The following is a 19,943-nucleotide window of genomic DNA, read 5'->3' as shown; positions in this document are numbered from 1 at the left end:
GTTCGTTTAGTGATTGGTTTCATTGCACTCTCCAATTTTAAATTGAAAAAGTGTCAACCTTATTCAGGACGGGTCAGTAGTAATAAAAAAGGAAGCCATGGCTTCCTTTTTGTATTTATGGAGAGAGGAGGTTAGTGAGCAGGTTTTAGATAGTCATCTAAATTTTTGCCTTCACCTTTTTTATCGTTGTCGCCATCGAGTATATCATCGATAGAACAACCGAACTCTTCCACATCATTACACATGAGTGTTGCCATGGATTTGGCAATTTCATGTTCACCAATGATAATGTGATCGGCGCCGCGCTCTTTAATAAAGCTGACTTCGTCATCATAGTGGGCACGAACAATAACGGTCACGTCCGGGTTCATTTCTTTCGCGGTCGCGACGATTTCACCTGCTTCATAACCATTTGGAATAGTTAATAATAACGTTTTGGCGCACTCAATGCGGGCAAGGCTGATGGTTTCTTTATTCGCACCGTTGCCGAGGATAGCACTGAAGCCATTTTCCGCCAGTTCTTCAAAGCGAGCACGTGTGTCTTCCACGACGACGACAGGGATTTCACGTCTACGCAGTTTGTCCGCTAACATGCCACCCACACGGCCGTAACCGACGATAATGGCGTGGCCGCAGATATCCACAGGCACTTGCGTTTCTTCTTCTAACGTTTCTTCCAGAAGCTGCTCTTCAATCGTTTCAGTTCTTTCAAGGTATTTATCTAACAGACTAAATAATACTGGGTTAAGCATAATCGAAACGATGGCACCCGCTAACACCAAGTTCTGCGCGTCTTTATCCATCACACCGAGGGTTAAACCCATACCAGCTAAGATAAACGCGAACTCACCGATTTGAGCAAGGCTGACGGAAATAGTGAGTGCGGTTCGCCGTGAGTGCCCAAACATCCTGACAAGCACCAAGGCGGCAGCAGACTTACCAATAATAATGATAGCCAGAACAGCTAAGATGCCAAGAGGTTGCTGGATCAGAACCATCGGGTCGAAAAGCATACCGACGGAAACGAAGAACAGAACTGCAAACGCATCACGCAGTGGTAAGGTGTCTTGTGCTGCACGGTGGCTTAGCTCAGACTCATTCAATACCATACCCGCGAAGAATGCGCCCAGTGCAAATGAAGCATCAAAGATAGCCACTGCTGCATATGCGATGCCTAACGCAAGGGCAAGGACAGCCAAGGTGAATAGTTCACGAGAACCCGTTGATGCGGTACGTGACAAAATCCAAGGAATGACCTTACGACCGACCACAATCATAATGAATATGAATAGAACAACTTTACCAATTGTCCATACAAGGCCAAGTGCGAGCTCACTGAAGCTTGCATCATCCGTATTCATAATCGCGGCGGTGGCAGGAAGCAGTACCAAGGTAAGAACCATGGCTAAGTCTTCCACGATCAGCCAGCCGATGGCAATCTGCCCGCGTTGGCTTTCAATCAGTTGCCGTTCTTCTAATGCACGTAATAAAACAACGGTACTGGCGGTTGAAAGACATAAACCAAAGACAATACCGGTAAAAATGCCCCAGCCAAATAGCATCGATAAGCCAAGGCCTAATAGGGTAGCGACTGCGATTTGCGCGATTGCGCCGGGGATAGCGATGGCTTTAACAGCCAACAAATCTTTGAGTGAAAAGTGTAAACCCACGCCGAACATCAGCAAAATAACACCGATTTCAGCTAATTCAGGTGCAAGCGCTGCATCTGCCACAAACCCGGGGGTAAATGGACCTGCAAGGACACCTGCTGCAAGGTAGCCCACAAGTGGGGAGATTTTTAATCGCTGCGCGATCATACCTAACAAATATGCAAGGGCGAGACCACCAACAATGGTTGTGATTAAGGGCGTTGAATGCTCCATTTAGTCTCCTCTGATTAGTATGAAAATATAAGGTGGGTACATGCCGTTGACTTTTAAAATGAGGCTTTCATTTTAAAATGCCAAATTGCATGTTTTTCTATTTTAACTTTTTTTGAGAAATATTTCCTTAAAAAAATGAAATGTTTTTAAAAAAAAGACAGGCTAAAGGTGCTAAATCGTTACAAACTTTAAGATTAGGGGATTTTTAGCTGAAATTTTTATGAAATATGGCGGGAAAGACCCACACTTATTTTTAAGTAAGTGTGGGTAAAATAAGAAAATAAACCTATTTATGGCCGATATTTGGTAACAATACTGTAAAAATTCCAAGTAAAGGCAAGAAAGCGCAATAATGATAAACTTGCTCAATACTGGTTTGGTCAGCAATATGGCCTAAAACTGCCGCGCCAACACCACCCATTCCGAATGCTAGACCGAAGAACAACCCCGATACCATGCCTGTTTTACCGGGGATCAGCTCTTGGGCATATACCAAAATAGCAGAAAACGCGGAAGCTAATATCATCCCAATGATCACTGTAAGCACGCCTGTCCAGTACAGTGAGGCATACGGTAAAATGAGGGTAAAAGGTGCGACACCGAGGATTGAGAACCAAATAACGTACTTACGGCCTATTTTATCCCCAATAGGGCCGCCAATCATTGTCCCTGCGGCAACAGCAAATAAGAAAACAAACAGATGTATCTGGGCATTTTGCACAGATACACCAAACTTCTCTATAAGATAAAAGGTGTAATAGCTGCTAATGCTCGCCAAATAGAAATATTTAGAAAAAATCAGAACTAATAACACGGCTAATGAGCCAATAACTGCCTTGCGAGGCAGAACTTTAATATCACCCGCAGAAATCGGTTTTTTACTGGCAGCACGATGTTGCTGCTTATACCAATTACTGACTTGCAGTAAAATCACGATCGCTAATAAAGCCGCAAGGGAGAACCAACCTAAGTTACCTTTCCCATAAGGTTCAATAATTAACGCTGCAAGCAATGGCCCTAATGATGCCCCTAAATTACCGCCCACTTGGAAAAACGACTGAGCAAGGCCATGGCGACCGCCTGAAGCCATACGTGCTACACGGGATGATTCTGGGTGGAAGACCGAAGAACCCGTCCCAACTAAAGCGGCTGCAAATAAAATCATTGGGAAGGTTTCTGCCATCGCCAATAAAATTAACCCCGTCAATGTAAAGCTCATGCCAATTGGTAAGGAATATGGCTGCGGGTGTTTATCCGTGTAATAGCCAATAATAGGCTGAAGTAGGGATGCCGTAATCTGATACGTCAGAGTGATCATCCCGATTTGCGCGAAACTTAGGGAGAAATCAGATTGTAATAAAGGATAAATCGCCAAAATTAGCGATTGGATCATATCGTTTAATAAATGGGAGACACTAATTGCCGTCAGAATACTAAAGACGGTTTTCCCTGTTTTATTCACGGGTTTTGATGGACTAGCGTTGTTAGGGGTTGTGGTTTGCTCACTCATAATTATCAGCTTTCTGTGTTACATAATTGTTATCAATATAACTGAAATACAATTTATTGAAATGAATAAATAAGTCACATGAAAAATAACAGCAGTGAATTATTTGACGGCGATCTCATTTTTATGAAACGAATTTCTTATTCTGCAAGAGGTATCAAATCTTGCTCATATTTTTATGCTATAAATCTGCGGGCAGTGACAAACTATAATCTAATATTCGTGAATAAAAATTCCTATACCAGCAGGGAGAAGTGTATGAAGTTTGCATTTAAAGCATCCGCGTGTGCATTAACTGTATCGTTAGCGTTAATACCCGCAACGATGGCAAACGCGTGGGAAAAAGACAAAACCTACAATATCACTATTTTGCACACAAATGACCATCATGGCCATTTTTGGCATAACGACCACGGTGAATACGGTTTAGCAGCACAAAAAACCGTTGTTGATGAAATTCGCAACGAAGTAGCGAAGCAAGGTGGCAGCGTATTGCTACTCTCTGGTGGTGATATTAATACAGGTGTGCCTGAATCTGATTTACAAGACGCAGAGCCTGATTTTAAAGGGATGAATTTAGTGGGCTACGATGCAATGGCATTGGGCAATCATGAGTTCGATAACCCGCTTGAAACACTGCGTCAGCAAGAGAAATGGGCTACTTTCCCATTCTTATCTGCCAATATTTACCAAACCAGTACTGGCAAACGTCTATTTAAACCTTACCAAGTATTTGATAAGCAAGGTGTAAAGATTGCGGTGATGGGTCTGACCACCGATGACACTGTTCGTATCGGTAACCCAGCGAACTTCCCTGATGTGGAATTCCGCGTACCCGCAGATGAAGCGAAAAAAGTCGTTGAAGAACTGCGTCAGACTGAAAAACCTGACATTATTATCGCAGCAACCCATATGGGGCACTATGATAACGGCAACCACGGTTCTAACGCACCGGGTGACGTCGAAATGGCACGCAGCTTACCAGCTGGTTATTTAGATATGATAGTGGGTGGTCACTCACAAGACCCTGTTTGTATGTCCCAAGAAAATAAAGACTACAAACAAGCGGACTATGTACCGGGTACACCGTGTGCGCCAGACAATCAAAATGGTACATGGATTGTTCAGGCCCATGAGTGGGGTAAATATGTTGGGCGTGCTGATTTCGAATTCAAAAACGGCAAATTTACCTTAAAACATTACCAGTTAATTCCAATTAACTTGAAGAAAAAAGTCACTAAAGAAGATGGCAGCAGTGAGCGCGTTTATTACACGCAGGAAATTGCACACAACCCAGATATGATGAAGTTACTGACTCCATACCAAGAGAAAGGTGATAAGCAATTAAGCGTCAAGGTAGGCTCTGTTGAAGGCAAACTGGAAGGCGACCGTAGCAAAGTACGTTTTGTGCAAACAAATATGGGTCATCTTCTGTTAGCTGCTCAAAAAGAGCGTGCGGGTGCTGACTTTGCCATTATGAGCGGTGGTGGTGTCCGTGATTCTATCGAAAGCGGTGATATTACCTATAAAGATGTACTCAAGGTTCAACCATTTGCGAACGAGTTAGTTTACGTTGATTTTAAAGGGGATGAAGTCATTCCTTACCTGACAGCGGTTGCGAATATGAAACCGGATGCAGGGGCGTATGGCCAATTCTATAATGTGAATTTAACGTTAAATAAAGACGGTACGATTAGCGATGTAAAAATCGATGGTAAACCTGTTGATACATCAAAAACTTACCGTATGGCGACATTAAACTTTAATGCGATTGGTGGTGATGGCTATCCGAAAATTGATAATCACCCTAACTATGTAAATACTGGATTTGTAGATGCAGAGGTGCTCAAAGGTTATATTGAGAAACACTCTCCATTGAAAGCCGCAGATTACGAACCAAAAGGTGAAATTATTTATAATAATAAATAATTTTTCGAAAATAAGGCCCCATTAGATAATGGGGCTTTTTTATGATTGATTTTTCAATTTTAAAATTAATTAGTATTGGTAATAGTGTTTGGCTATTTTTACTTGGTTTATTTTATTTATAAGTAACAGAAGGATGAATATGTTAATAGCCACTATTTTATATTAATTTACGATTTTAAAATCACCATATAAATTTAAGTTTAACTTTAATTAGATATGGTGGCATAAATGAAAAATACTGTTGCTGTAGATTTGGTTAATTTCCTTGAAGATTGTCATATTGATGCTGCATTTGGTGTTTCAGGTGGGTTTGTTTTTCCTCTATGGGATGCTTTATTTCATTCAAAAAAAATAGACTTATTTCATTGTCGTTATGAATCAGGTGGTGTTTTTTCTGCTTCTGAATACAGTATATGTAACAATAAACCTTCTGTGGCATTTGCCACATCAGGCCCTGGGATAACGAATGCACTTACGGGTGTTAAAGCCGCTAGACTAGATGGTTCTAATCTATTGTTTATATCATCAATTACGGATGATTATCACACTGGCAAATATAAACTGCAAGAAACAACACGAGACGAAATAAATAGTTTACGTGTGCATGATGGGCAAGGTTTTTTTGATGAAATATATTTTGTTTCAAATTTAACTGAGTATAAGAAAGCGAAAAAATCAATATCTGAAAATATAAACCGAGTTTCAGGTATTTGCATTGGTCTTTTTATTACATCATCGCTACAAAAAACAATTATTGATACTGCTGGGCATGGTGAGGAAAGTGAAAAAAAAGATGAAGGAAAGATTAATAATGAAAAACTTCAACTCCAATTAAATCAAGCGACCAATGCGATTATTAATAATAAAACACTTTTCTGGATTGGATTTGGCGCACGTCATGCCGCAGAGCAATTAAAAAAAGTGGTGGAGTTAAGCCAGTCCCATGTTATCTCAACACCGAGAGGAAAAGGCATTTTTCCAGAAACACATCCATTGTACGCAGGCGCTACAGGGCTAGGTGCTAATCAACAAGAAATTAGTGCTGAACTTTCGGCTGAACGCCATCCTGTCGTGATCATTCTGGGTTCTCGTTTAGGAGAGCTTAGCTCATCATATGTACAAAGTTCACTTACAAATTCGACCGTGTTTTTTGTGGGAATCAATAGCCACGAAGTGGCAGGTAATCTCCCTGAACAGACAACGATAATTGAATGTGAAATTGGGGCATTTTTACAGCATGTCTTGCAAAATATCGAACTGAAAAAAAACAGGATTGGGCTTGGCAATATTCACCATGTTGTCCCTTATGAAGATACGGAGATGCATCAAAGTCATTTGGGATATTTACATCCAAGAACAGTCATGCAATCTATACAACACATTGTTATTAATCAATATGATGGCTATGTTGCCGCTGAAGCGGGTAATTCTTTTACATGGACTAACCGATATTTGAAATTTTATCATCCTGTTCGGTATCGAAGTAGTCCAGGGTTTGGTGCAATGGGACAATACGCATGTGGCTTAGTTGGGCTTTCTGCAAATAGAAATAATGTTGTTATTGGTGTGATAGGTGATGGCTCGATGTTGATGACGAATGAAGTCAGCACTGCGGTGAGATATCACCTTCCTGCGATATGGCTCGTGATGAATGATGGTTGTTACAATATGTGCCGGCAACTTCTGCAAGAGTCAGATGTTATTCCGCCAGATTGTGAAATCCCATTGACTGATTTTGCATTAATCGGTGAGGGGTTAGGTGCGGTTGGATATAGGGCAACGGATAAAGAGAGCCTTGATAAAGCACTTATTTCTGCCATTAAGGCTAAAGCCCCAGCAGTGATTGATGTACGAATTGATCGTACTGTTTTAGCACCGTCAACGGATAGAGTAAAAACATTGCGGAGTATGTGATATGAAAAAAAATATAAATAAAGGTAGTGTTATATCCTTAGCAAATGTATTGCCCAACCATAGGCAAACAACCCTTGCCAGTAAAGAAGAAGAAAGCGTCTTCCATGATAAAGCGGTAGGAAAAGACAGGAGTATTTGGCGGTTGGAAAATCAACAGGATATTTCCAAATTGATGAGTCAAAGTTTGTTTAATGCCTTGCGACAAGTGGATATGGCTGTTAATGATATTGATTATGTTATTGTTGCTATTTCTTGCCCAAACAGTGTACAAAACGTAGAAACCGTTCAGTTTACTCAAGAGACCAAATTACGTTGCCCAGTTATGGCCATCAGTGCGGGGACGTCGGGAGGCGTGGCTGCGATGGAGTTAGCTTCGGGATTAATTAGTCAAGGCCATTATCGGCACATCGCAATTATTGCCGCGTGCTGCTATTCACATTACTTTGATATTAATGACCCAACGAAAGCCTTACTCAGCGATGGTGCAGCTTGCATGATAATAAGTTCCGATAGTGGAACAGAAATCGTCGATTTTCAAAGTGTGAGCACTTGTGATTATCTACCACTACAACTAAAAAATATAGAAAATAAACTGGTTGCTAATTGCCCGAAAGAAGGCGGCGAGGTTTTTACCAGAAACTATGACAAAACGATAAAACAGGCTGTAACCGCGTTATGTGATAGAAGCCATATATCGGTATCAGATATCAACAAGTTCCACTTTTATGACCCTATAAGTTGGGTTCCGAATGTTTTATCTGAGTCACTTGCCATAAAGAAAGAAAAAATAGAGTTGGCTTATGATAAATATGGGAGCCTTGGTGCTGCTCAAAACTTATTTGGTTTTTATTCCATAGTTAATCAAAATCAACTAGCTGAGGGGGATTACATTGTGTTGTCGGGCTTTGCGCCTGGAATGATTTCTGTTTCAGTGTTACTTGGTTTTAAACACATTCCTACGTCATTAGATTTTTATTCATTGTGATTAAAGCTAAGAGGGCGCTAGGCTAACATTAAAAGGCTCTGATCTCTAAATTCATGTCAACTTCGGAGCCTTTTATTTCACCGTGCATTATTCAACGAGAGGATTAACGTATTAGTCTTTTCTGATAGTCGCAAAAGTGGCAGTAAGCACACTTGCTAAATCAGCTGGCGCTAATTCAATATCCAACCCGCGTTTTCCCCCTGAAATAAACATTGTTGCATATTGCTGTGCTTGGTCATCAATTACCGTCGGTAAACGTTTTTTCTGCCCCAGTGGGCTGATGCCGCCCAGCAAGTAACCCGTTGTTTTTTGTGCAATTTGCGGGTCTGCCATTTCCACCTTTTTCACTTTAAACACTTTAGCAACCAATTTTAGGTCGAGCTGGCCAGAAACAGGGGTGACAGCAACCGCGAGCGTTTTTTGGTCGCCATTTAATGCCACTAATAACGTTTTGAACACTTGTTTGGCATCTAAGCCTAATTTACGCACGGCTTCATCACCAAAATTGTTTTCATTTGGGTCATGGTCGTATGGGTGTAATTTGAAGTTAACTTTTTGTTTTTCTAATAATTTAACAGCAGGAGTCATTTTTTTGCCTTTTATTTATCTCTGTCACAATGGCGCAAATACTCAACAAGACTACCCTCACCAAAGAGGTGTAGCGCGCCTACCGCAACCACATAATTACCGTCTGGGAGCGCTTTAAGCTGTTCACTCCAATCAGCATTTCGTTTATCCATTAATACTTGATAAACATCTTTGCTGAAGGTGTTGGGCAAAGTCATGCTGCTATTGGGCTGATAATCGAGCCACCAACCAATCATGGTTTGCAGTGAGCGTGCGTTTGCTCGCCAGTGAATTAAAGAGTCTTGTAATAGCGCTAGCCCATTATTAGGCAAGGAAAGCAGCAATTCAACTTGGGATGCGGTGCCTTCCAGCTCAATGATTGGTTTAAGTTGAGTCTGAGCATTGCGAATAAGTTGATAATCGATGCCATAGTGACCGCGTAGGCCTAGTCCTTGTGCTTGAGTAGCTTGCAGGATCAAGGCAATTTGCCATGAGGGTAGCGCATCAAATTTTTCAGGTGGTTGGTGAATTTCTTGGCAATATTGCAAAAATAGTGCGTATTGCTCTTCGTCTAAGCGCTGCTGAACAGGAAGCTGTACTTCAACATCATGAGGAAAAGGGGACTGTGTTTGGGTGATATCTGCTTCAACAATTAATGCATCTGCCTGATTCAGTTTATCGAGTAATATGGCAGACAACGGAAACATATTTTCCGTTCCCATATGAATACTGCCCACAATATGCAGTCTAAGGCCTTTTGATAAACGAATATCAATTGCAGGATAAGGGTATACGGGCGCCGTTTCCATATGCAGCCAATTTTTTAAGTTTTCGAACAGTTTTCCCATCATTCTTTACCCTGCTTTTTTCTTGATTGAATAGGTTAAACAATCTCTCGCCAATTTGCGAACATTGCCTGTCAATTACGCATTTTTCGTCGTTATTGATAAAAATTGAAAATGACAATTTAGGAAAGCTTCAATTATGGTTTGACGATGTGAAGCAACGTGTTAACAAGGTGGCGTTATCATTTTGTTAGCCTTAATTGGAGATAACATGATAACTCCCTTAATTTCAAACATTCATGTAGGCACACCAAAAATCACCGTTTTGGATAATCGTGGCTTAAATATTCGCATGATCCAATACCATCGACAGTCAAATACTCAACAGAAAGCGCAAGAGCGAATTGAGTTTCAACACTTTAATATTTATGGATTTTTAGATAAAAACGCAGATGCTCGCTTGTCTGAAAGTGGACAATATAATTTTTATTACTCAACAGACTTAATGGGGTTCCCCGTTTTTAGCCAAGGCGCTGACAGTGGTGATGTTTACCAGCTCTATGATATTGAAGAGCGTTTAGTTATCTGTATTGATTCAAATAAAACATATAAGTTATGTGGCTATGAGGGGAGGGATTCGTTAGGCCGACTCAAATCAATCAACGAAAAAGTTGAGTTTGGGCACTGGAGAGTGAGTGAGTATTTCGAATATGCAGGTCATTCATTCATAGAACAGATGGCAAATTTAGCTGGGCAATGTACCTGCCACTTCGATACGGCAGGGTTATTGCAAACTCAAGAGGTATCACTGCGAGGGGAGCCTATCTTATGGACACGGCAGTTTATTCAACAGTTTGATAACGTAGAATATAGTGTTGATTGGCAAGGAGATACCTGTTTAACGGCATTATCACCCGAAAAATTTCCTCAGCAAATATCCTTCGATGCCACAGGTGCTTGCCTTTCTATTCTCGATGCAAAAGGCCATAAACAGCTGCGAGAATATGATATTGCGGGGCAATTAATCAAATCGAACTTAACAGTTAAAGGCAGTGATCCACAATCAATAGTTCAACTTATTGAATATTCAGCTATTGGGCAAAAAGTGAGAGAGCTCCATGGCAATGGTGTCGTGACCGAGTATGAACATGAAGCACAAACACAACGTTTATCCCGTATACGAAGCTATAGGCCTGCTAACCATTTATTGGGCTATAAATTATTTCAAGATTTATATTATGACTACGACCCTGTTGGTAATGTAGTTGGAATTCATAATGGCGCAGAAAAAAGCCTTTTTTGGCGTAACCAAAAAGTTGAACCTAAGCAGCAATATCAATATGACTCACTGTATCAACTGATCCATGCCACTGGGCGAGAAATTGCCAATAAAGGCCAACAAAGCCACTGTTTGCCTCATTCTTCATCAATTGATAATTCGATTTATACACAGTATTTTCGCGCATATTCCTACGATAAGGCGGGCAATTTGACGCAAATTCATCACCGAACGCCAGCTATGCAACAAGCTTATACGGTGAAAGTCACAGTGAGCGACCGAAGTAATCGAGCGGTACTAGCAGATTTAGCTCAGCTACCTAACCAAGTAGAGTCGTTATTTACACTTAGCGGGCAACAAAAACAGCTTTTGCAAGGCCAAATACTTCGATGGACGCCTCGGCAGGAATTGCAAAGCGCAACAGGGGTTAGCGTGAGTGAGTTTTATCGCTATGATGCAAATAGCCAGAGAGTAATGAAAATAACTAAAGAAAATCAAAAGCAAAGCCAAGTTATTTATTTACCAAACCTAGAAATTAGGCAAATTGATAATAAAGAAAAATGCCAAGTGATTTGCATCGGTGAGGACAAGGAAACACAAGTGCAGGTGTTACATTGGGAATATGGGCAACCAAGTGAGATAGCGAATAACGTCGAACGATATTGCCTTAATGGAGTCGGCAGCAACCATAATATAGAGCTTGATAGCAGCGGAAACCTTATCAGCTATGAAGAGTTTTACCCTTTTGGCGGAACTGCCGTTTGGGCGGCACGCAGCACATTGGAAGCGAACTACAAAACACGACGTTATTCAGGACAAGAACGCGACATTACAGGGCTTTATTATTATGGCCGCCGTTATTACCAACCTTGGGTTGGACGTTGGTTAAGTGCAGATCCCGCAGGAACTATTGATGGCTTAAATCTGTTTAGAATGGTGCAAAATAACCCTTTAACCTTTAAAGATGAGCAAGGGCTTGCTCCTGTACTTTTTAATAGCCGTGAAGAGATGTACGCAAGTTATGAGGAAACTGTGGGTGAGCTATTAATCAATTCAGCTAAAAACCCAATAGTGGCAAATAAGCCTGAAATGGTTGCTAATAGAGTGATTAGTTTTGCACAGGTATTTTACCGAGATGGCCATTCAAAATTTACGTATAGTATTAATTTATATGGAGGATTAGAAATAGAGAGGAAAAATAATAACATAAAAGTATGGGCGGCAGATAAGTTAGGTTACCAAGAAACGAAGGGCACACAGAGTAAAGAGGAAAAAGAATTAGTTAATCACAGTGAAAAAAATCTGTTTAGAACATTAAAAGCGTCCTTGTTGAAAGACACCAATGTTAAAAACATTATTATTTCCCAAAAAGCGAAGATGTGCCCAAGTTGTAAAAATGCACTGTATCAATTTAGAGAAGAATTACCCAAAAATATATTTATGACAGTACGGTTAAGAAATGATGATATCCCGAAAGATGTGAAAGAGCATGGAACTTACAACGCAAAATACAGTACATATAAATACAAGAATATTGATTTTCAAAAAGAATTAGGCGGGTTTATGGGGGAAATTGATAGAAATTTATATCAGCGCTATCAAGCCCAGTTTAATAAGGTGTTTAAAATAAAAGCACTGGGGAAGGTGAGCTATCAAGGCAAACCTAAAGGTTATGATAGAAACCAACCCAGTACCAGTCGCCGCCATTGATATCACGGTTGCCCCCACATAGGGGGCAAATAGAATTAGCTATTTTTAGTGATGTTTTTAAACACACTGAGCAGTGTAAATAAACTAAATGAGCTAAATACCATTTCGATACCAATTAACGTGGTTAATAAGGTAATGGAGGTCAATGGCCCATTGCCGACAAGCAGGAAGGCAATAAAGAAATCTAATAAACCGATAAGAATTTGCAGCCAACCACTTGGAGATTTGATTTGTTGAAAACCGACATATAAGCGAATGACACCGCCGACAATAAATAATGCCGCGACTAAAATGGCAAGGGCAATTAAGCTTTGCAGTGGGTCTTTAATGAAGGAATAGCCGACAATAATATAGATTAAGCCAATCACAAAGCCGAATAAGCGCGACCACCCAGTATAAATCACGGTGCTCAGTATGCTAACAATGGCACCAACACCACCAATAATCAGCAACACACCTAACACCGTACTGACCGCAATGCCTGAAATCATCGGGTTAACGATACAAAAAATACCACCAGCCAACAGTAAAAAAGACAAAATTAACAAAAATGTTCGCTGTTTTTTAAATTCTTCACCAGCGAGTTTGGCGAGTTTTTCACGATCAATATTAAGCATTTTGCGCTCCAAATATTAAGTAGCTAATTATTTAATAGTATAGACCTAGCTGATGGTAAATAGCATCAAAGATCGTGCGATTTAAGCCATAAAATCTTGGAGGGCAAACACTTAGCGTATTTTGATGATTGAAATAAGATGAAAAAGGGTGAGATAGGCTCTCACCCTTTTTTAAAGGTTATTTTTCAGGCTTAAAACGTAATAGACGGTTTGCGTTGCTGACGACAGTGATAGAGGAAAGCGCCATTGCTGCTCCTGCAACTACAGGGTTAAGTAAAGTACCTGTTAGTGGGTATAAAATACCCGCTGCAATTGGGATCCCCAGTGTGTTGTACACAAAGGCACCGAACAGGTTTTGCTTCATATTACGCAATGTCCCTTTTGAGATAGAAACTGCATCGGCAACACCATGTAAGCTTTGACGCATCAAGGTGATAGACGCTGTTTCAATGGCGATATCACTACCGCCTCCCATCGCAATACCCACATCAGCACGGGCAAGTGCAGGAGCATCATTGATCCCATCACCGACCATTGCCACTTTGTGGCCTTTTGCTTGTAAGGCTTCAATTGCCGCAGATTTGCCATCTGGCATTACGCCTGCAATCACTTCATCAATGCCCGCTTCTTTGGCAATCGCATTGGCAGTGACTGGGTTATCCCCTGTCAACATCACTAAGCGGAAGCCTTGTTTATGTAAGCGAGCAAGGGCGCTGATACTGTCTTCACGCAGTGGATCACGGATGGATAATAACGCCGCTACTTTACCCTCAACCGCCAACAGTACAGGGGTCACCCCTTGAGTGGCTTGTTGATGCAAAAGACCGTCTACATCTGCGGTATCCACATTGCTTTGTGCTAACAGCTTCTGGTTACCTAACAAAATGGTTTTGCCATCAATAATGGCACTTACCCCTAAGCCTGCCAATGTTCGAAATTGCTCATTAGCGGGTAAGGTTAACCCTTTTGCTTTGGCTAAGACTGCACGTGCTAATGGGTGATTTGAACCATTTTCCAAAGAGGCTGCGAGCTGTAATGCACTGTCTTGGTCAAATCCATTGAACACATGGATGTCAGTCACCTGAGGCATACCTTCAGTCAATGTACCTGTTTTATCAAAGACGATAGTGTCCAACTCGCTAGCTTGTTGAAGAGCATCCGCATCACGCACTAACACCCCAAACTCTGCCGCACGCCCTACGCCTGAAATTATCGACATCGGTGTTGCCAATCCTAAAGCACATGGACAGGCGATAATTAAGACCGTTGTGGTGATAACCAGCGCATAGGTAATTTGTGGTGCAGGCCCAACAAAGTACCATATAGCCCCTGAAATCAAGGCAATAGCAACAACGACAGGAACAAACACCGCTGAAATTTTATCCGCCATTTGGCCAATTTGCGGCTTACTGCTTTGCGCTTGGCGAACAAGGTGGATAATCCGTGCTAATGTGGTTTGGCTACCGACTGCCGCCGCACGAAATAGCACCGTACCATCTTGTACAACGGTGCCTGCATGCACAGGGTCACCTTTACTTTTTTGCTGGGGGATAGGCTCACCCGTCAGCATCGCTTCGTCTAACCAAACTTCCCCTTCAATGATTTCCCCATCGACAGGGACACGGTCACCCGTTGCTAAGCGCAAGATCATACCTTTTTTCACTTGCTCCAACGGCATGTCAACTTCGCCTTGCTCCGTGACGACACGCGCAGTTGGTGGCGTTAAATCGAGTAATCTTTCAAGGGCTTTGGATGAACGTTGGCGCGCTCGTTGCTCTAACGCATGACCAAGGTTAATCAAACCGATAATCATCGCACTGGCTTCGTAATAAAGGTGGCGAGCTTGGTCAGGGAACCATTCAGGCCAAATATTGACGACGATAGAGTAGAGCCATGCAGCCCCTGTACCGAGTGCGACCAAGGTGTCCATGGTGGCACTGCCATTTTTCAAACTTTGCCATGCGCTGCGATAAAAATGCCCACCTGCGAATACCATCACGAGGAAGGTTAATACCCCAATGGTGAGCCACGTGGTGTGGTTTTGCTCCGTCAGCACCATGTTATCGCCCATCATCCCCCATACCATCACAGGGATACCAAGGGCTAAGGCTAAGGCGGATTGCCAACGGAAGCGGCGCATATTGGCTTGAGCCACTTCTTGTTGGCGCTCGCGGCGTTTGGCTTCATCTTGAATAATTTCAGCACCATAGCCTGCTTTTACCACAGCATTGATCAGGTCATCGGGCTTAGCCGTTCCTGTGACTAATGCGCTGCGCTCAGCTAAATTCACTCGTGCGTTTTCCACGCCGGGGACGCCGCTGAGTGCTTTTTGCACTTTATTGACACAGCTTGCACAGGTCATGCCATCAAGCAATAACTGTACGCTGTCATCGGTTGGGTCGATGTCAGGTTGCTCACCTAAATCAGACTCTTGTGCCGGAATGTCACAAATTGCCGCTGAATCAGCATCCGGCTGTTCAGTTTGGGTAGTCAGCGGCTCAGTTTTTGGGTGAGATTCACCTTCTGTGGCTTGGTAACCTGCCGCTTCAACCGCAGCAATTAACGCCGAGACTGGGGCAGAGCCTTGCACGACCGCAGACGTTGTATCCACTTGCACACTTGTGACACCATCAACGGCTTCAAGTGCTTGTTGGGTTTTTGCTGCACATTTCATGCAACTTAAACCTGAAAGGGATAAGGTCACTTCATCGGATTGTGGCAGCTGGGCTTTAAATCCAGCTTGCTCAACCGCAGCGATTAAGGTTTGTGCATCAGCTGTGCCATACACTTTTGCCTGAGTGGTATTTACCACCGCAGCGGCAACACCTTCAACTTCTTCAAGGGCTTTTTGGGTTTTGCCTGCACATTTCATGCAATTCAAACCCGAAAGCTGTAATTCGACATCAGGTGCTGATGCGACTTCGGCTTCATAGCCTGCTTCAGTAATTGTGTTGATGATATCAGCAACATTGGTATCACTTTCTAACGTCGCGTAGTCAATAGTGACGTTTAAATTTGCCACATCACCACGCGCTTCTAATGCTTTAGTGACAGAGCCGACACAGTGCATGCAGCTTAGTCCCTGTAATTTTAGGATAATTTTGTTACTCATTTTGCAGCCTCCGAACCCGTTCGATGAATTTGGGTCTATAACTTTATCTACAATTAGGTCTATAATTCGACAATGAGCAAAGGTTACACCTTCCAGCAAGGTTAAGGTCAAGGGGTTATTATGAATATTAGTGAAATTGCCAAAAAAACAGGCCTAACTGCAAAAGCCATCCGTTTTTATGAAGATAAAGGGCTGATCACACCGCCGGAAAGGGGGGAGAATAGTTACCGCTATTATCAAGAACGGCACTTAAATGAACTGGTGTTGCTTAAACAAGCCAAAGACGTTGGCTTTACCTTGGATGAATGTGGTGAGTTATTGGGGCTGTTTCGTAATCCAACCAGACATAGCGCCGATGTAAAAAGCACAACCATTGCTAAGATAAATGAAATAGAGCAGACAATTTTAAAACTGTCTGCTATTCGCGATACATTACAAGAGCTGGTGGATGTGTGCCCGGGGGACGATGGAGCTGACTGCCCAATTATTGACCATCTGGCGCGTGGCTGTTGCCATCACCAGAAGGCTTAACTTGCAGTGTAATACCATCAACGGCGATAACCACCACTTCAGTATTCGCGAGAAGTGGAACATCGCTGTATACCCGCCAACTGCCATCAGCAAGACGTACACGGCTAAAACCTTCTTCGGTATCCGTTAATAAACGGGCTTTAAAGCCCACAAGCTGGTGGCTGATTTGGTTGACATCATCGGCTTTACTTTTTTTACGGCCGCTTAACCATTTGCGCCATAACACGGCAGAAACAAGGGTAAAGACGGCAAATAAAATCCCTTGCCACTCCCAACTCAGGAAGGGCAAAGCCCAAGTCAATAAACCGACGACAACAGCGGCAATCCCTGTCCAAAGCAAATAGCCGCCTGTACCAAGTAACTCAGCAATCAGTAACAACCCACCAAGGCACAGCCAAAACCATGCCGGTTGAGCACTGATAAGCTCTATCATTCTTTTGCCTTTTGCGTGGTTTTCTTGCTTTCGCTAATGAGCTCAGTAATGCCGCCGATAGCCCCCATTAAGTTACTGGCTTCTAATGGCATCATAATCACTTTGCTGTTTTGCGCCGAGCCGATACTGGTTAAAGCGTCCGTGTATTTTTGTGCCACGAAGTAGTTAATGGCTTGCATATCCCCAGCGGCGATAGCTTCAGACACCATTTGGGTGGCTCTGGCTTCCGCTTCTGCGGCTCTTTCACGGGCTTCTGCTTGTAAGAAAGCAGACTGCCTTTCCCCTTCAGCTTTTAAAATTTGCGATTGTTTTTCACCTTCAGCTTTCAAGATTGCCGCTTGGCGAATACCTTCCGCTTCTAAAATATCGGCACGTTTTGTTCGTTCCGCTTTCATCTGCGCATTCATCGCGCTGATAAGTTCTTTTGGCGGCTTCACATCACGAATTTCAATACGGGTAATTTTCACGCCCCACGGGTTAGTGGCTTCATCTACGACGTGTAATAAGCGGGAGTTGATTGAATCACGCTGAGACAGCATTTCATCAAGCTCCATTGACCCTAACACGGTACGAATGTTGGTCATCGTCAGGTTAAGCACGGAGAGCTCTAAATTGCTGACTTCATAAGCGGCACGAACAGGGTCAACCACTTGAATAAAGCACACAGCATCAATGGTAACGTTGGCGTTATCCCGTGAAATAACTTCTTGGGATGGGATATCAAGGACTTGTTCCATCATATTGATGCGGCGGCCAATTTTGTCCATAAATGGCACAATAATATGCAGCCCAGGTTGCAATGTACGGGTGTAACGCCCAAAACGTTCAACCGTCCATTGGAAACCCTGCGGTACTGTTTTAACGCAGGTGAAAACAATAACGATGGCCACAAAAATAATAATCGGGATGGCACCAAAGGCGAACAAGTCCATATCTAACCCTTAATTAATAAAGTAATGAATACATTTGGCGGCGATATTTACTCGCAATCGCATCGCCCGTTCCCATGGCAGACATAATATCCATCATGGTTTTTTTCACCGCACCGTCACCGGCACCTAAGTCTTTACGTAAGAAGCTAAATAACATCTCAAGCGCTTCTTCGTTACGGTTCACTTCATGTAATTTTAGCGCTAATTGAACGGCTAATGTGGTATTTTGCGGATCTTGATTAAATTCGTCCTGCAATTGCTGAATTTCAGGGGTATCTGCCGCTTGTTTTAACAACTCAATTTGCGCAATCAGCCCTTGATAACGGCTGTCTTTGTCTTGTAATGGCACTACATCTAAGGTGGTTTGTGCTTCATCGACGAGTTTTAGGTTAATTTGTGTTTCCGCCAATAACAGCGTGATATCGCTATTTTTCGGGTTTAGTTGATGAGCTTCTTTCAGCAGAGGCAACGCTTCTTGTGTTTTACCTTCAGCAATTAATTCAGCCGCTTGCGCTGCTTTCAGCTCTTCAGGGCTTGGTAGAACACGGGATAAAATTTCTAACACCACCTCTTCTGGCTGTGGCCCTTCAAAGCCGTCAACGGGGCGACCATTTTGCAGCACATACACTGTTGGAATGGCTTTTAAGCCAAACTGGCTGGCAATCATTTGCTCTTCGTCACAATTAACTTTAGCTAAGATATATAAACCTGCGTAGTCGTTGGCAATTTTTTCCAACATTGGGCCAAATTCTTGGCAATGGGGGCTACGCGGTGACCAAAAGTAGAACATGACGGGTAAGTTCATTGATTGTTCAATGACTTGATGAAGGTTGGTTTCGTTAATATCAATAATTTGGGCGTTATTCGCAAACATAGGGTATCTCTTTTGAATGAGTTAGCATTAATAGTAGAGTGGGGCTTATTTTGCTTTTTTCAAGCCTTTTTTCCCTGATTTGCCAGTATTTTATCCATCAGTTTGTCAGGTAAAATACGTTTAAGTACTCGAACAGCCACCGTCAAAAGGGTAACGGAATAACGTACGCGTGGACGTGGGCTTTCTAACGCATGGATAAGCTTTTCCACCACATGCTCTGGGGTTAAGGTAAAGCGTGAGGCAATCCCCGGGTTTTTAACCGGTTTATCTTTCTGAGTTTGTTCAACATTTTGCGTAAATGCTGTGTGAATGGGCCCCGGCTCAATTAAACTCACAAAAACACCGCTGCCTTTTAATTCTAACCGCAAGGCATCTGACCAACCTTCCAATGCATATTTGCTCGCGGCATAAGCACCACGACCCGGCGTAGAGATAATTCCCATCACCGAACTGGTCTGCACAATGCGCCCTTCGTTGTGTGCTAGCATGGCGGGCAGCAGTTGGAAGGTCAATTGGTGGACTCCGAAAAAGTTGGTGGAAAACTGGGCTTCAAGCTGTTCCCGATTCACACTGTTTAATGGCCCATAAACCCCAAATCCCGCATTGTTGAATAATCCGAAAAGTCGGTGATTACAGAGTGTTAGCACCTCTTGTGCCGCTGTATCTATGCTATCTTTATCATCAAGGTTGAGAGCAACAGTATCAAAGCCAAGGTCTCTCAAGCGTAAAATATCGCTCTCTTTGCGACACGCGACAATCACATGGTAGCCACGCTGGCGCAGAGTTTGGGCAGCACAAAAGCCGATACCGCTTGATGCACCAGTGATCAGAACCGATTTTCCGTTTCGTGCGGATGTTTGCATAACTTTACCTTCATTTCATGCA

Annotated in this window: 15 protein-coding genes; 5 read left to right on the top strand and 10 right to left on the bottom strand. The window is 42.6% G+C overall.

From position 1 onward, the window contains the following. Positions 1–131: 131 nt before the first annotated feature. Together ybaL and AC4IFO_RS14020 are read right to left on the bottom strand one after the other, a co-directional pair. Positions 132–1,883, bottom strand: a complete 1,752-nt coding sequence (gene ybaL / locus AC4IFO_RS14025) for a YbaL family putative K(+) efflux transporter (RefSeq protein ID WP_490735223.1) — start codon at positions 1,881–1,883, stop codon at positions 132–134. A gap of 286 nt (positions 1,884–2,169) precedes the next feature. Beyond that, a complete protein-coding gene (locus tag AC4IFO_RS14020; protein WP_490735221.1) occupies positions 2,170–3,393 on the bottom strand; it encodes an MFS transporter in 1,224 nt (407 codons plus the stop codon). Between the two features lie 255 nt (positions 3,394–3,648). Between AC4IFO_RS14020 and ushA the strand changes: the two genes are divergently transcribed. From ushA to AC4IFO_RS14005, 3 genes are all read left to right on the top strand, one after another. Continuing rightward, on the top strand, positions 3,649–5,319 hold the full coding sequence (gene ushA / locus AC4IFO_RS14015; RefSeq protein WP_273803784.1) for a bifunctional UDP-sugar hydrolase/5'-nucleotidase UshA: 1,671 nt from the start codon (positions 3,649–3,651) through the stop codon (positions 5,317–5,319). A gap of 228 nt (positions 5,320–5,547) precedes the next feature. Beyond that, positions 5,548–7,233 (top strand): thiamine pyrophosphate-binding protein, encoded by a 1,686-nt coding sequence (locus tag AC4IFO_RS14010; protein WP_490735218.1) that lies wholly within the window; start codon positions 5,548–5,550, stop codon positions 7,231–7,233. 1 nt (position 7,234) lies between these two features. Next, positions 7,235–8,218: a 3-oxoacyl-[acyl-carrier-protein] synthase III C-terminal domain-containing protein gene (locus AC4IFO_RS14005; protein WP_490735216.1), complete on the top strand. Its 984-nt coding sequence runs from the start codon at positions 7,235–7,237 to the stop codon at positions 8,216–8,218. Positions 8,219–8,329: 111 nt separating this feature from the next. On the opposite strand, the gene ybaK is transcribed toward AC4IFO_RS14005, so the two are convergent. Both ybaK and AC4IFO_RS13995 read right to left on the bottom strand, forming a co-directional pair. Next, positions 8,330–8,806 (bottom strand): Cys-tRNA(Pro)/Cys-tRNA(Cys) deacylase YbaK, encoded by a 477-nt coding sequence (gene ybaK, locus AC4IFO_RS14000; protein WP_490735214.1) that lies wholly within the window; start codon positions 8,804–8,806, stop codon positions 8,330–8,332. Positions 8,807–8,817: 11 nt separating this feature from the next. Beyond that, positions 8,818–9,633, bottom strand: coding sequence for a TraB/GumN family protein (locus AC4IFO_RS13995; protein WP_490735229.1), 816 nt, complete (start codon positions 9,631–9,633; stop codon positions 8,818–8,820). A gap of 208 nt (positions 9,634–9,841) precedes the next feature. Between AC4IFO_RS13995 and AC4IFO_RS13990 the strand changes: the two genes are divergently transcribed. Then, positions 9,842–12,559, top strand: coding sequence for an RHS repeat-associated core domain-containing protein (locus AC4IFO_RS13990; RefSeq protein WP_490735212.1), 2,718 nt, complete (start codon positions 9,842–9,844; stop codon positions 12,557–12,559). 35 nt (positions 12,560–12,594) lie between these two features. On the opposite strand, the gene AC4IFO_RS13985 is transcribed toward AC4IFO_RS13990, so the two are convergent. Next, positions 12,595–13,176: an HdeD family acid-resistance protein gene (locus AC4IFO_RS13985; RefSeq protein WP_219246151.1), complete on the bottom strand. Its 582-nt coding sequence runs from the start codon at positions 13,174–13,176 to the stop codon at positions 12,595–12,597. 178 nt (positions 13,177–13,354) lie between these two features. Beyond that, on the bottom strand, positions 13,355–16,288 hold the full coding sequence (gene copA / locus AC4IFO_RS13980) for a copper-exporting P-type ATPase CopA (RefSeq protein WP_490735210.1): 2,934 nt from the start codon (positions 16,286–16,288) through the stop codon (positions 13,355–13,357). A gap of 120 nt (positions 16,289–16,408) precedes the next feature. Between copA and cueR the strand changes: the two genes are divergently transcribed. After that, positions 16,409–16,819 carry a Cu(I)-responsive transcriptional regulator gene (gene cueR / locus AC4IFO_RS13975; RefSeq protein ID WP_490735208.1) on the top strand — a complete coding sequence of 137 codons (411 nt, stop codon included), beginning with the start codon at positions 16,409–16,411 and terminating at the stop codon, positions 16,817–16,819. Here the strand turns inward: cueR and AC4IFO_RS13970 are convergent. Genes AC4IFO_RS13970 through AC4IFO_RS13955 form a run of 4 tightly spaced genes read right to left on the bottom strand, consistent with a single transcriptional unit; the run spans position 16,773 to position 19,921 of the window. Then, complete coding sequence (locus AC4IFO_RS13970) at positions 16,773–17,252, bottom strand: NfeD family protein (protein WP_353242028.1); 480 nt, start codon at positions 17,250–17,252, stop codon at positions 16,773–16,775. The two genes, cueR and AC4IFO_RS13970, sit on opposite strands and share 47 nt — an antisense overlap. Beyond that, a complete protein-coding gene (locus tag AC4IFO_RS13965; protein WP_206082909.1) occupies positions 17,249–18,184 on the bottom strand; it encodes an SPFH domain-containing protein in 936 nt (311 codons plus the stop codon). Before AC4IFO_RS13965 ends, AC4IFO_RS13970 begins: the two co-directional genes overlap by 4 nt. 13 nt (positions 18,185–18,197) lie before the next feature. Next, complete coding sequence (locus AC4IFO_RS13960) at positions 18,198–19,058, bottom strand: co-chaperone YbbN (protein WP_490735206.1); 861 nt, start codon at positions 19,056–19,058, stop codon at positions 18,198–18,200. A 59-nt stretch (positions 19,059–19,117) separates the two neighbouring features. Beyond that, positions 19,118–19,921: an SDR family oxidoreductase gene (locus AC4IFO_RS13955; protein ID WP_490735204.1), complete on the bottom strand. Its 804-nt coding sequence runs from the start codon at positions 19,919–19,921 to the stop codon at positions 19,118–19,120. Between the last annotated feature and the right edge of the window lie 22 nt (positions 19,922–19,943).

The sequence above is a fragment of the Providencia sp. UF-224 genome, from assembly GCF_058245955.1.
The sequence above is the reverse complement of the archived record's forward strand: the minus strand, read 5'-3'. Positions and strand labels throughout refer to the sequence as shown.

Coding starts and splice junctions, on each gene's coding strand:
- ybaL (WP_490735223.1), bottom strand. CDS start 1,883: ATGGAGCATTCAACGCCCTTAATCACAACCATTGTTGGTGGTCTCGCC.
- AC4IFO_RS14020 (WP_490735221.1), bottom strand. CDS start 3,393: ATGAGTGAGCAAACCACAACCCCTAACAACGCTAGTCCATCAAAACCC.
- ushA (WP_273803784.1), top strand. CDS start 3,649: ATGAAGTTTGCATTTAAAGCATCCGCGTGTGCATTAACTGTATCGTTA.
- AC4IFO_RS14010 (WP_490735218.1), top strand. CDS start 5,548: ATGAAAAATACTGTTGCTGTAGATTTGGTTAATTTCCTTGAAGATTGT.
- AC4IFO_RS14005 (WP_490735216.1), top strand. CDS start 7,235: ATGAAAAAAAATATAAATAAAGGTAGTGTTATATCCTTAGCAAATGTA.
- ybaK (WP_490735214.1), bottom strand. CDS start 8,806: ATGACTCCTGCTGTTAAATTATTAGAAAAACAAAAAGTTAACTTCAAA.
- AC4IFO_RS13995 (WP_490735229.1), bottom strand. CDS start 9,633: ATGGGAAAACTGTTCGAAAACTTAAAAAATTGGCTGCATATGGAAACG.
- AC4IFO_RS13990 (WP_490735212.1), top strand. CDS start 9,842: ATGATAACTCCCTTAATTTCAAACATTCATGTAGGCACACCAAAAATC.
- AC4IFO_RS13985 (WP_219246151.1), bottom strand. CDS start 13,176: ATGCTTAATATTGATCGTGAAAAACTCGCCAAACTCGCTGGTGAAGAA.
- copA (WP_490735210.1), bottom strand. CDS start 16,288: ATGAGTAACAAAATTATCCTAAAATTACAGGGACTAAGCTGCATGCAC.
- cueR (WP_490735208.1), top strand. CDS start 16,409: ATGAATATTAGTGAAATTGCCAAAAAAACAGGCCTAACTGCAAAAGCC.
- AC4IFO_RS13970 (WP_353242028.1), bottom strand. CDS start 17,252: ATGATAGAGCTTATCAGTGCTCAACCGGCATGGTTTTGGCTGTGCCTT.
- AC4IFO_RS13965 (WP_206082909.1), bottom strand. CDS start 18,184: ATGGACTTGTTCGCCTTTGGTGCCATCCCGATTATTATTTTTGTGGCC.
- AC4IFO_RS13960 (WP_490735206.1), bottom strand. CDS start 19,058: ATGTTTGCGAATAACGCCCAAATTATTGATATTAACGAAACCAACCTT.
- AC4IFO_RS13955 (WP_490735204.1), bottom strand. CDS start 19,921: ATGCAAACATCCGCACGAAACGGAAAATCGGTTCTGATCACTGGTGCA.